A 12,284-nucleotide genomic window follows, 5' to 3' on the forward strand; every position below is an offset into this window, starting at 1 on the left:
CAGCAATAGGTTACTTTATATAACCTATTGCTGTTTTTTATTATTTTTGCAAAGGAATAGCATCAAAATATGTTCTGTAGTTATTGGAGAATTCAAAGCTGTTTTTTGCATCCCAATTAATGGACCAAGACATTAGACCACGAAATGCAGGGTAGCCATTTTGATTAGAAAGCTTATACTTTCCTCCGAAAGGAACGCCTTTAATGATATAATCTAAAGCTTTTTTCATTTCAGTTGGAGAAATATACCCGCCACTTGGAGCTGCTGCTGGTGCCGCCGGAAGTCCAATCATTACTTGATCTGAACGAAGAGCTGGGAAAATATTATTTGGATTACCGCCTACAGGAAAGCCATGTAAGAGCATATCTGCCATCGCGACCTCGTAGTCTGCGGTTCCTTGATTATAATTATTACCGTCCATCCCAATGCCGCTACCAGCATTATAGTGTTGAACGTGAATATAAGTTAGTTTGTCTTTCACTCCGTAAATAATTGGTAAATATGCACCCCATATGCTTCCATATGCGCTATACCCGCCTTGAACATAAGCTGTTTCAGGGGCCATGCTTAGTAGGAAATCTGAGCCGTAATGGTCTGAAATCGTTCGAATTGCTGAGATAAGATTCACGATTTGAGGAGTTGTTGGGTTTTTAAAATTAGTGTCATTGCCGTTTAAGTAAATACCTGATTCAAGGTCAATATCTATTCCATCAAAACCGTATTTATCGATTAGAGATTGAATGGAATTAATAAAACGTTGTTTAGCAGCATTGTCAGGAAGTAAAACGACTCCATTTTGTCCACCTATTGAAAGAACTACTTTTTTTCCTTTACTTTTTAAATAGGAAATATCAGATTTGAACTCTGCATCTGTACCATACACAGGAGAAAATTCAACAGTGGAACGATCACCACCAGTTTCACCGAAAGATACATTTATTACATCCCATTTTGGTGAAACATCTTTTAATTTAATAATGCCAGTACCGTTATCAAAGTTATGCCAATATCCAACGAGTAATTTTGATCCTAAATTGTTTGCTGCTTTTGTTTGGAAGGGGGCTAGCGGTAGCAGTAAGAAAATTACTAACATACAACAAATAAATTTGAACTTGTTTAACATATCAACACTCCTATACAAAAAGTTGTCTAGATGTATAATCTTGTTTCTTTAATAATATCTGAAAATTCTATCTTTTTGTTAGTTTTAATAATTTTCTCAACAATTGTGTATGGAAAATTATTAAACCTAATGTAATAATTTATGAAGGAGGTGGATTTGAAATTTTTTAATTCAGAATATTTTGATATATTAAGAAGTGTAAGACAAGGTTTTTTGCATAATACTCTTACATAAATTTCAAAATAAAGTTTGGAAGGGGATGTACAAGATTTGGATAAAAATCTTAAGAAAGACCTAAAAATACGCCACATTACGATGATCTCAATTGGTGGCGTAATAGGGGCTGGTTTGTTTGTTGGAAGTGGTGCAGTTGTACATTCGGCCGGGCCAGGTTCTATCGTTTCATATGCATTAGCAGGACTTCTAGTCATTTTCGTCATGAGAATGTTGGGCGAAATGGCAGCTATTAACCCGACAAGTGGTTCATTTGCAACATATGCACGAGAAGCTATTGGCCCATGGGCGGGGTATACAATTGGGTGGCTATATTGGTTTTTCTGGGTAATTGTTATTGCAATAGAAGCCACAGCAGGTGCTGGCATTATTCAATATTGGATTCCAGACATCCCACTTTGGTTATTAAGCCTAATATTAACGATTTTATTAACGTTGACGAATGTTTTTTCAGTGAAATCATTTGGAGAGTTTGAATATTGGTTTTCTTTTATTAAAGTAATAAGCATCGTCTTATTCCTTTGTCTTGGACTTGCTGTTATTTTAGGATTTGTACCAGGAACGGAAGCACCTGGCACTTCAAATTTAGTAGGACAAGGGGGATTTATGCCAAATGGGATAAGTTCGGTGCTGCTTGGAATTACCGTCGTTATATTTTCATTTATGGGGTCAGAGATTGTAGCGGTAGCGGCTGGTGAGTCTGCTGAACCTGTAAAAGCAGTAAAAACAGCAACAAATAGTGTAATTTGGCGTATTCTCGTATTTTTCATTGGATCTATTGCTATAGTCGTTACACTCCTTCCATGGAATTCAGCAAACATACTAAAAAGTCCATTTGTAGCGGTACTTGAACATATAGGAATACCAGCGGCAGCACAAATTATGAATTTTATCGTTTTAACAGCTGTACTCTCTTGTTTAAATTCGGGCTTATATACAAACTCAAGAATGCTTTTTTCGATGGCAGAAAGAGGAGATGCTCCAAAGGTGTTTTTAAAATTGAACAGTAGTGGTGTTCCAGTTCGAGCAGTTTTATTTGGAACTTTCTTCGCTTATATTGGAGTTGTTTTTAGTTACATATCTCCAGATAAAGTATTTTTATTTTTAGTGAATGCTTCTGGTGGGATCGCGTTACTCGTTTATCTCGTTATTGCAGTTTCGCATTTAAAGATGCGTAAAAAAATGGGAAAAGTAGAACAAAGAAATTTGAAAGTGAAAATGTGGCTTTTCCCATATGTAACGTATGTTACAATTGCTGCTATTATAGCAGTTTTAGTTGCAATGCTTGCAATTGAATCTTTGCGTCCACAAGCACTTTTAACGATGCTTGTTACTGTTCTTATAATACTTTCTTATTTTATTTTTAATAGAAATAAAAATAGCACAGTTTTGAAACCTAAAAGTAGAAAGGAAGAATCCGTTCGATTCTAATTCATTGTTTTGGAATAGAGTTACACCCAATCATTGCTATAAAAGAATCATATATAAACATAGAAACGAGTAATTACTATTGTCATAGTGAATATAAACTTTTTTCTTGACTTTTTATACGAAGGCGAGCAAAATGGTAAAAAAGGAAGGGGGGATGATGATGGAAGAGTACGTATTAGAGCTGTATAACCTGTTATATACGACAGAATGGCAAGATATTGTTTCGTTTCTAGGAATAGTATTTTGCATGAAAATTGTAATTGTATATATGGAAGAGCAAGGTATGTTCTATTCCTTCTCATCCCCGTTCGATGTGCAGCGCGAGCCGTTGCTGAACTATGCCAAGGTGAATTACGAACAAATTCCTTTTGTTCTATTCTTTATGATTCGATTTATAACAGCAATTGTAAAGAAGAAAGAAAGTGATGATGAAGAGTGCCACGTAACTTGTAATATAGCTAACGTTTTTTAAGCTAAATACAAGGAGGAGATTTATATGTGGTTTCGATTTCTTATGATTGGTTTCTTTTCATTAACAGCAATTTCATTAATGGGATATCAAGTATCTGAAATTTTTCAAGCATATAGCAATACGTTTTTTAACAAAAACTAATTGCATTGCTATTTGAATAATAAAGCGATAAAATCCTTCTTAAGAAGTTTTATTAAGAAGGATTTTTTTCTTTGTCTGGTCTTACTGTGTCAAACTATTGTCACATTTACACTGTGAATAATATGTTAAAATAGTGAGGTTACGTATACATATTTGAAGGAAGAGGGAGTGACCATTTTGGTGGATCAATCAACAAATCAGAAAAGCTATGCTCCTATTGTGATAACGCTTTCTGTAATTGTAAATGCGATTATTTTATTTTTGTTCTTTGGACCTGTTGGCTATGAAGGAGAAGTACATTTTGATGTAACGATTTTACCAATGTTAAATGCAATTTTTAATAGCTTTACGTTCGTATTCTTATTAGCAGCTTTATACTCTATTATTAAAAAGAATGTGAAAATGCACCGTGGTTTCATTCTTGCGGCATTCACGACGACTTTGCTATTCTGTGTTTCGTATTTATCGTATCATTACTTGGCGCCAGCAACACATTTTGGCGGGGAAGGATTTATTAAATATGTGTACTTCATCATTTTAATTACACATATTATCCTTGCGGCAATTATTGTACCACTTGCATTGTTCGCACTTGTATTTGGTTTTACGAATCAATTAACACGTCACCGTAAAATTGTACGATGGACGATGCCAATTTGGCTATATGTAAGTCTATCTGGTGTTATTGTTTACTTAATGATCTCACCTTATTATCAATAAAAAATCTCAGCCCTAAAGGCTGGGATTTTTTTGTTAAGCAAATATTTTTGTGAAATGAAAAAAATATGGTATACAAAAGTATAGTTGCTTTTTAAATAGAAGGGATGGTAAAAAGATATGCAAAATTTTGTATTTCGTAATCCGACAAAACTTATTTTCGGTAAAGGACAATTAGAGCAGTTAAAAACTGAAATTCCACAGTTCGGTAAAAAAGTTCTTCTCGTATATGGAGGAGGCAGCATTAAAAGAAACGGTATATATGATAATGTAATTTCTATTTTAAAAGATATAAATGCGGAAGTATTTGAATTGACTGGTGTTGAACCGAATCCTCGTGTATCAACAGTAAAAAAAGGGATTCAAATTTGTAAAGAAAATGGTGTCGAATTTATTTTAGCAGTTGGTGGAGGAAGTGTAATCGACTGTACGAAAGCGATTGCCGCTGGTAGTAAGTACGATGGAGATGTATGGGATATTGTAACGAAAAAAGCATTTGCTAGCGAGGCATTACCATTTGGTACTGTACTTACTCTTGCAGCAACAGGATCTGAAATGAATGCAGGCTCGGTAATTACAAACTGGGAAACGAATGAAAAATACGGCTGGGGTAGCCCGGTTACTTTCCCGCAGTTTTCAATCTTAGATCCAGTTCATACTGCGTCTGTACCGAAAGATCAAACAATTTACGGTATGGTAGATATTATGTCACACGTATTAGAGCAATATTTCCATCATGGAACAAATACAGAACTACAAGATCGTTATTGTGAATCTGTTTTAAGAACAGTAATTGAAACAGCTCCTAAGCTTTTAAGTGATCTAGAAAATTATGAGCATAGGGAAACAATTTTATATTGCGGTACTATGGCGTTAAACGGCATTTTAGCAATGGGACTAAAAGGAGACTGGGCAACTCATAATATTGAGCATGCAGTTTCTGCTGTTCATGACATACCACACGGCGGCGGCCTTGCAATTCTATTCCCAAATTGGATGAAGCATGTTATAGATGAAAATGTAAGTCGTTTTAAGCAGTTCGCTATTCGTGTATTTGATATAGAAACAGATGGCAAAACAGATAAAGAAGTGGCGTTAGAAGGAATTGAGGCACTGCGTCAATTTTGGACTTCAATTGAGGCGCCAGTAGCATTATCTGATTATACTATTGGAGAAAATGAAATTGATTTAATGGCGGATAAAGCGATGGCTTATGGTGAATTTGGTAACTTTAAAAAATTAAATAAAGATGATGTTTTAAGCATATATAAAGCTTCTTTATAAGTGAATCGAGAAAAGAAACCTATTTGATATAACAATCAAACGGGTTTCTTTTTTGTTTTCTATAATTGTTTTTTTTTTTTTTTTTTTTTTTTTTTTTTTTTTTTTTTTTTTTTTTTTTTTTTTTATTTTTTTTTTTTTTTTTTTTTTTTTTTTTTTTTTTTTTGATTGTTTTTGATTATTTATGAATGAATATGGTTGATTTTTGTGATCGTTTTCATTATACTGTAATCAAAGAAGAGGTGAGTAAAATGTTAACTCCTGAACGTCATCAAATGATATTGCAGCTTGTAAAAGAACAGAAAGTAGTTAAATTACAGCAATTAGTTGAAAGAACAGAAAGCTCTGAATCAACAATTCGTCGTGATTTAGCACAATTAGAAAAACAAAGGTTATTAAAAAGAGTTCATGGTGGTGCCTCTGTTTTAACAGCAAAGGGACAGGAGCCAACGATGATTGAAAAATCATCCAAAAACATTCAAATAAAACATCAAATTGCTAAGTATGCAGCTACTATTGTGGAACAAGGGGATTGTATTTATTTAGATGCAGGAAGTACAACATTTGAAATGATTCCATTTCTAATAAATAAAGATGTTACTGTCGTGACGAATGGACTTATGCATATTGAAGCTTTAGTTGAAAATAATATTCGTGCGTATTTACTAGGCGGAATGATGAAGAGTAGGACGAAGGCTTTAATTGGTGCGATGGCACAGGAAAGTATGCAGAAGTATCGCTTTGATAAATGTTTTTTAGGAGCGAATGGCGTACATGAACAGTTTGGTTTTACAACACCAGATCCAGAAGAAGCGCTTTTAAAACAAATGGCATTAACATTAGCGAACGAAGGGTATTTCTTAATTGATGAAAGTAAGTTTTCAGAAGTTGCGTTTGCGAAAATTGCCAATGTTGAAGATGCAAATATTATTACAAACCATTTAGAAATTGATTTAGAAAAATATAAAAGACAAACCAATGTAATTGAGGCTGATAAACAATGATCTATACAGTTACTTTAAACCCATCTATTGATTATGTAGTACAAGTTAATTCTTTTGATTTAGGCACAGTAAATCGAGCAGAGAAAGACATGAAGTTTCCTGGAGGAAAAGGGATTAATGTTTCTCGCGTTCTTCATCGTTTAGGTGTTGGAAATGTTGCACTTGGATTTACTGGTGGATTTACTGGTCAGTTTATGCAAGATGTATTACATGATGAAGGTGTAACAACAAATTTCGTCCAAGTAGATGAAGATACTAGAATTAATGTAAAGATAAAAGGGGAAGAAGAAACAGAATTAAATGGACAAGGTCCTATTGTGACAAAAGAGCAGTTCGGACAGTTAATGAACAAAATTGAAAGTATGCAACGTGGAGATTGTGTTGTACTTGCTGGAAGTGTACCGACTTCTATTCCAAATACTTTTTATGAATCAATTGCTGCGTTTGGAGCTGAAAAAGGTATTCGTGTAGTAGTGGATGCAAGTGGAAGTGCACTGCAACATGTAATTAAAAATAAGCCATTTTTAATAAAGCCAAATCATCATGAACTTGGTGAGTTATTTGGAGTGGAGCTTTTAACAGTAGAAGAGATTTTACCGTATGGAAGAAAATTAGTCGAACAAGGTGTAGAGAACGTTATTGTATCAATGGCCGGAGATGGAGCTTTATTATTTACGGCAGAAGGTATATATGAAGCAACTGTTCCAAAAGGTGTTGTTATTAATTCAGTTGGGGCAGGAGATTCTCTCGTTGCTGGATTTGTAGGTAAATACGAACAAACAAAAGATATTGAAAAGGCATTCCAATATGGTGTTGCAACAGGGAGTGCAACAGCATTTTCGGCAGATTTATGTAAAAAGGAAAAAGTAGAAGAATTATTGTCGCAAGTAATTGTAGTTAAGCGATAGGGGGAAGTAACATATGAAAATTACAGAACTATTAAAAAGGGATACAGTCATTATGAATTTGACAGCTTCAAATAAAGAAGCTGTCATAGATGAATTAGTTGAGAAATTAAGTGGGGCAAATCGTTTAAATAGTAAAACGGAATTTAAAGAAGCTATTTTAAAGCGGGAGTCCCAAAGTACGACTGGAATTGGGGAAGGCATTGCCATACCTCATGCGAAGACGAAGGCTGTTAAGCAACCGGCGATTTGTTTCGGTAGAAGTGTAAGCGGTATCAATTATGAATCGCTTGACGGACAGCCTGCACATTTATTCTTTATGATTGCTGCAAGTGAAGGAGCAAATAATACACATTTAGAAACGTTGTCCCGTCTTTCTACATTATTAATGGATGAAGGCTTTCGCAAGCAATTATTAGAAGCAAAGGATGAAGAGGAACTTCTTCGCTTATTTGATGAAAAAGAGAATGAAAAAGAAGAAGAAGTTGAAGTAGCGAAACCGGAAGGGGATGAACCATACGTATTAGCTGTTACAGCTTGTCCGACTGGAATCGCTCACACATATATGGCTGCTGATAGTTTGAAAGCGAAAGCGGCAGAGTTAGGGATTGCGATTAAAGTTGAAACGAACGGATCAACAGGTATAAAAAACGGTTTAACGAAAGAGGACATTGAACGTGCAACGGCCATTATCGTTGCGGCAGATAAACAAGTAGAAATAAATCGTTTTGCTGGAAAACATGTCATTCAAGTGCCGGTAGCTGATGGGATTAGAAAAACGGAAAAGCTTCTTAATCGAGCTGTCAAACAAGATGCACCAATCTTTAAAGGTGTAAAAGAGAATGGGAAGTCAGAGAGTATAGAGAATGAAAAAGGATTAGGAATTTATAAGCATTTAATGAGTGGTGTAAGTAATATGCTTCCGTTCGTTGTTGGCGGTGGAATTTTAATAGCGCTAGCGTTTTCGTTTGGTGGTATAAAGGCGGAAGGTCCATTAGCTGAATTGTTCATGTCTATTGGTGGAGGAAAAACAGGGGCGTTTTTATTCCTTGTACCAATTTTAGCTGGATTTATTGCGAGTTCTATTGCTGATCGTCCTGGTTTTATGCCTGGTGTTGTTGGAGGGTTTTTAGCGGCACATGCGAATGCTGGGTTTTTAGGAGGATTAATTGCTGGTTTCTTAGCTGGATATGTTGTTTTAGGATTGAAAAGATTATTTTCAGGATTACCAGCGCAGTTAGAAGGAATTAAACCTGTTTTGTTATATCCAGTCTTTGGATTGTTAATTACAGGAGTTGTAATGCAAAAAGTAGTAAATCCACCTGTAGTAGCATTGAATGAAATGTTAACAGGATGGTTAAATGGTTTGAACGGTACAAATGCTATATTACTAGGTCTTATTTTAGGTGGTATGATGGCAATCGATATGGGGGGTCCAATTAATAAAGCCGCATTTACATTTGGTATTGCTGCAATAGAAGCGCAGAACTTTGGAGTTCACTCTGCTGTTATGGCTGGTGGTATGGTACCGCCACTTGCAATTGCATTTGCAACTACATTCTTTAAAACGAAGTTTACAGAAGCGGAATGTAAATCTGGTTTAACAAATTATATTATGGGAGCATCGTTTATTACAGAAGGTGCAATTCCATTTGCAGCTGCAGATCCGATTCGAGTAATTGTAAGTTGTGTTGTTGGTTCAAGTATTGCAGGCGCGTTATCTATGTTATTCCAAATTACATTACCGGCACCACATGGTGGGTTATTTGTTATAGCATTAGTAAATAAACCGTTGCTATATATTTTCTCTATATTAGTAGGGACAGTTATTTCTGCTCTTATGATGGGAATTTGGAAAAAGAAAGTTAAATAATAAATGAAAAAGGAGTAGCTGCTATAAGCTACTCCTTTTTATTACAAAAAAAGAGATTAATAATTGGAGAATGATGTTTTATGGTAAAAGATGTAATGGAATATGATTTTTTTGTAACAAAACAGTAATACTGTAATTTTTTTTGGAAAAAAATTTTCATGCTTGTATGTGGAAAATATATGAAAAATATTGGGGTTTCTATTGAAAATGCATTTCATTAATATGGAAATTTATGTTACAACTCGTTAATCGTATATTACGAGTGCTTTGTAATTGTGTGATTTCTAAAAAACTAAAAAATCTGTTGCTATAATGAAAATACGAAAACAAAGCAAATGGAGGCTATTCATGAAAAAATTATTAGGTATAGCAACAGCGGCAGTTTTTGGTCTTGGGATTTTTGCAGGTTCTGCGAAAGCAGAAACGATTGTAACAACAGACGTATTAAATGTGAGAGAAAACCCAAATGTAGAGTCAAAGCTTGTAGGTAAAATGTTAAGTGGAAATAAATTAGATGTTATAAATACAGAAAACGGATGGTCGAAAATTAAATTAGACGGTAAAGAAGCATTTGTAAGTGCTGAATTTACTAAAAGTACGTATTATGTAACGGCGAACGTATTAAATATTCGTGCTGGAGCGAATACTGACTCTGAAATTCTTGGTAAATTTAATAAAAATGATTTGATTGAAACGACAAATCAAGTTCAAAATGAATGGTTACAATTCGACTACAATGGAAAAGTTGCATATGTTCACGTACCATTTTTAACAGGAGAAGCACCTGTGATTGAAAAGAAAGAAGTTGTAACGCAAGAAGAACCGGCTAGAGTAAATCCGTCGGTTAAAAATAATACGGCAGTTAAGAGCAAAGAGTCTGTTAAAAATGTAGAATCAAGTAAGCCTGTAGCAAAGGAAAAGCCAGCTGCGAAACCAGTTAAGAAATCTGCTGAAACAAATGCACCTGCTGGCGGTCGTGAAATAACAGTAGAAGCGACGGCGTATACAGCAAATCCAAGTGAGAATGGTACGTATGGTGGTCGTGTGTTAACTGCAATGGGGCATGATTTAACAGCGAATCCAAATATGAAAGTAATTGCTGTTGATCCAAAGGTAATTCCACTTGGATCGAAAGTATGGGTAGAAGGATATGGAGAAGCGATTGCTGGAGATACTGGCGGTGCGATTAAAGGAAATCGCATTGATGTATTAGTGGGCTCAGATGGTAGTGCTAATAGCTGGGGCCGTAAGTCTGTAAAAGTGAAAGTTATACAATAGTGTATATGTATTAATTTAAAAAGCGGTTGCTTACATATTTTCAAGCAACCGCTTTTTATGGATTATTGAAAGGGATAAATAGTTGTACCTGTAAGAATTTTATATGCACTGCAAAATTGAGTCTGCATATACTCTGTATTTTTATTTTCTGGATGTAATGTCGTTTCTTGGAGCGTAGAATGAAAAGAACGTAGCAAACAATTTAGAGCGAAGTATAATTCTTCTTGTGAACAGTTTTGTTCTTTTGTAGCAGTGGCTAAAATGAGGTCTTTTGTTAAAGATGAAAAATTGATGGTAGATTGTTTCATAGTCAACTCATCCTCTCAAAGCTATTTTTTATCATGTGTATGCAGAATTGGACAAACTATGTTCTTTTTTTATATGAAATTTCATGTACCAGAATGAAAGAACTTGCAATCGTACCGTTAAAATTGTTAAGATTGGATATAATCAATAGATGGAGTATATTACATAAAGAGAGTTGAATGATATGGGAGAAATGCAACGCGAAAAGGTTGCTGTCATCATTGGACCAACTGCTGTTGGAAAGACGAAGTTAAGTATTGACCTTGCCAAAGCGTTGAATGGTGAAATTATAAGTGGAGATTCCATGCAGATTTATCGCACGATGGACATTGGAACCGCAAAGGTGACAAAAGAAGAGATGGACGGAATTCCACATTATATGGTCGATATAAAAGATCCGGAAGATTCATTTTCTGTCGCAGAATTTCAAGAACGTGTTCGTAAACATATTCGAGAAATTACAGAGCGGGGTAAATTACCGATTATTGTTGGTGGAACCGGTCTTTATATACAATCTGTTTTATTCGATTATCAGTTTACAGATGATGCTGGTGATGCTATATACCGAGAGAAAATGGAAAAGCTAGCTCAAGAACGTGGTGTGGAATATGTACATGAAAAATTGCAAGAAGTAGATCCAGAAAGCGCGGAGCGTATTCATGCTAATAATGTGCGTCGTGTCATTCGGGCGTTAGAAATTTTCCACACGACGGGCGAAAAAATGAGTGAACAACTCGAAAAACAAGAAAACGAGTTATTATATGATGTTTCACTAATTGGCTTGACAATGGATCGAGAAATGCTATACGATCGCATTAACTTACGAGTGGATTTAATGATGGAACAAGGTTTATTAGAGGAAGTAAAAGGGCTGTATAATCGTGGGATGAGAGATTGTCAATCTATTCAAGCGATTGGGTATAAAGAGGTATATGATTATTTTGAGAATCGTGTCTCTTTAGAAGAAGCGGTATCACAATTAAAGACGAATTCACGTCGTTATGCAAAACGTCAATTAACGTGGTTCCGTAATAAAATGGATGTCACATGGTTTGATGTTACAGATGGTGAAAAAACGTCAGAAATTTTACGATACATAGAAGGAAAGTTACAACTAAAGTCGAATAATAGTAAGTAGAGAAAAAGAGGAGGATTCGACATGAAGCAATCAATCAATATTCAAGATCAGTTTTTAAATCAACTCCGTAAAGAAAATACGTTTGTTACGCTGTACTTATTAAATGGTTTCCAGCTTCGTGGATTAATTAAAGGATTTGATAATTTTACAGTCCTACTGGAAACAGAAGGTAAGCAACAGCTTATTTATAAACATGCAATTTCTACATTCGTACCACAAAAAAATGTTTCGATTGAATTAGAGTAGTAATGAATTATTGTACATAACAAAAAAAGAGCGAGTTTTGAAGTGACCCCTAAAAGTTGACACGGTTATTTCATTAGGCAGCTTGATCCAAATGAGTCCGGTATTGCACCGGGCTCATTTTTAATTTTGCCTTTA

12 protein-coding genes are annotated in these 12,284 nt (G+C 34.9%); 10 read left to right on the top strand and 2 right to left on the bottom strand.

From position 1 onward, the window contains the following. Positions 1-40: 40 nt before the first annotated feature. Positions 41-1,123, bottom strand: a complete 1,083-nt coding sequence (locus DPQ31_RS20205) for a chitinase (RefSeq protein ID WP_199632938.1) — start codon at positions 1,121-1,123, stop codon at positions 41-43. Positions 1,124-1,393: 270 nt separating this feature from the next. On the opposite strand from DPQ31_RS20205, the gene gabP reads away from it, so the two are divergent. From gabP to entD, 8 genes are all read left to right on the top strand, one after another. Beyond that, positions 1,394-2,788, top strand: a complete 1,395-nt coding sequence (gene gabP / locus DPQ31_RS20210; protein ID WP_087969845.1) for a GABA permease — start codon at positions 1,394-1,396, stop codon at positions 2,786-2,788. A 133-nt stretch (positions 2,789-2,921) separates the two neighbouring features. After that, on the top strand, positions 2,922-3,260 hold the full coding sequence (locus tag DPQ31_RS20215) for a hypothetical protein (RefSeq protein ID WP_002039366.1): 339 nt from the start codon (positions 2,922-2,924) through the stop codon (positions 3,258-3,260). A gap of 318 nt (positions 3,261-3,578) precedes the next feature. Continuing rightward, on the top strand, positions 3,579-4,121 hold the full coding sequence (locus DPQ31_RS20220; protein WP_000228316.1) for a DUF420 domain-containing protein: 543 nt from the start codon (positions 3,579-3,581) through the stop codon (positions 4,119-4,121). Positions 4,122-4,238: 117 nt separating this feature from the next. Continuing rightward, positions 4,239-5,402, top strand: coding sequence for an iron-containing alcohol dehydrogenase (locus DPQ31_RS20225; protein ID WP_208730921.1), 1,164 nt, complete (start codon positions 4,239-4,241; stop codon positions 5,400-5,402). 248 nt (positions 5,403-5,650) lie between these two features. Beyond that, positions 5,651-6,403 (top strand): DeoR/GlpR family DNA-binding transcription regulator, encoded by a 753-nt coding sequence (locus tag DPQ31_RS20230; RefSeq protein ID WP_000957289.1) that lies wholly within the window; start codon positions 5,651-5,653, stop codon positions 6,401-6,403. Then, entirely contained in the window at positions 6,400-7,311 is a 912-nt protein-coding gene (pfkB, locus tag DPQ31_RS20235) for a 1-phosphofructokinase (protein ID WP_000640843.1), read from the top strand. Before DPQ31_RS20230 ends, pfkB begins: the two co-directional genes overlap by 4 nt. Positions 7,312-7,324: 13 nt before the next feature. Beyond that, on the top strand, positions 7,325-9,181 hold the full coding sequence (locus DPQ31_RS20240) for a PTS fructose transporter subunit IIABC (protein ID WP_097957697.1): 1,857 nt from the start codon (positions 7,325-7,327) through the stop codon (positions 9,179-9,181). 348 nt (positions 9,182-9,529) lie between these two features. After that, entirely contained in the window at positions 9,530-10,459 is a 930-nt protein-coding gene (gene entD, locus DPQ31_RS20245) for a cell wall-binding protein EntD (protein ID WP_000734606.1), read from the top strand. A gap of 62 nt (positions 10,460-10,521) precedes the next feature. On the opposite strand, the gene DPQ31_RS20250 is transcribed toward entD, so the two are convergent. Then, the gene (locus tag DPQ31_RS20250; RefSeq protein ID WP_000814421.1) at positions 10,522-10,767 is read right to left on the bottom strand and encodes a hypothetical protein; all 246 of its coding nucleotides are present in this window, start codon (positions 10,765-10,767) and stop codon (positions 10,522-10,524) included. A gap of 182 nt (positions 10,768-10,949) precedes the next feature. Between DPQ31_RS20250 and miaA the strand changes: the two genes are divergently transcribed. Continuing rightward, a complete protein-coding gene (gene miaA / locus DPQ31_RS20255; RefSeq protein WP_000504364.1) occupies positions 10,950-11,903 on the top strand; it encodes a tRNA (adenosine(37)-N6)-dimethylallyltransferase MiaA in 954 nt (317 codons plus the stop codon). Between the two features lie 21 nt (positions 11,904-11,924). After that, positions 11,925-12,149 carry an RNA chaperone Hfq gene (hfq, locus tag DPQ31_RS20260; protein WP_000813896.1) on the top strand — a complete coding sequence of 75 codons (225 nt, stop codon included), beginning with the start codon at positions 11,925-11,927 and terminating at the stop codon, positions 12,147-12,149. Positions 12,150-12,284: the final 135 nt, after the last annotated feature.

Source organism: Bacillus sp. COPE52 (assembly GCF_003355115.1).
GTDB lineage: Bacteria > Bacillota > Bacilli > Bacillales > Bacillaceae_G > Bacillus_A > Bacillus_A toyonensis.

Excerpts from the sequence above, each read along its gene's own strand:
- DPQ31_RS20205 (WP_199632938.1), bottom strand. The coding sequence starts at position 1,123 with ATGTTAAACAAGTTCAAATTTATTTGTTGTATGTTAGTAATTTTCTTA.
- DPQ31_RS20215 (WP_002039366.1), top strand. The coding sequence starts at position 2,922 with ATGGTAAAAAAGGAAGGGGGGATGATGATGGAAGAGTACGTATTAGAG.
- DPQ31_RS20225 (WP_208730921.1), top strand. The coding sequence starts at position 4,239 with ATGCAAAATTTTGTATTTCGTAATCCGACAAAACTTATTTTCGGTAAA.
- DPQ31_RS20230 (WP_000957289.1), top strand. The coding sequence starts at position 5,651 with ATGTTAACTCCTGAACGTCATCAAATGATATTGCAGCTTGTAAAAGAA.
- pfkB (WP_000640843.1), top strand. The coding sequence starts at position 6,400 with ATGATCTATACAGTTACTTTAAACCCATCTATTGATTATGTAGTACAA.
- DPQ31_RS20240 (WP_097957697.1), top strand. The coding sequence starts at position 7,325 with ATGAAAATTACAGAACTATTAAAAAGGGATACAGTCATTATGAATTTG.
- entD (WP_000734606.1), top strand. The coding sequence starts at position 9,530 with ATGAAAAAATTATTAGGTATAGCAACAGCGGCAGTTTTTGGTCTTGGG.
- DPQ31_RS20250 (WP_000814421.1), bottom strand. The coding sequence starts at position 10,767 with ATGAAACAATCTACCATCAATTTTTCATCTTTAACAAAAGACCTCATT.
- miaA (WP_000504364.1), top strand. The coding sequence starts at position 10,950 with ATGGGAGAAATGCAACGCGAAAAGGTTGCTGTCATCATTGGACCAACT.
- hfq (WP_000813896.1), top strand. The coding sequence starts at position 11,925 with ATGAAGCAATCAATCAATATTCAAGATCAGTTTTTAAATCAACTCCGT.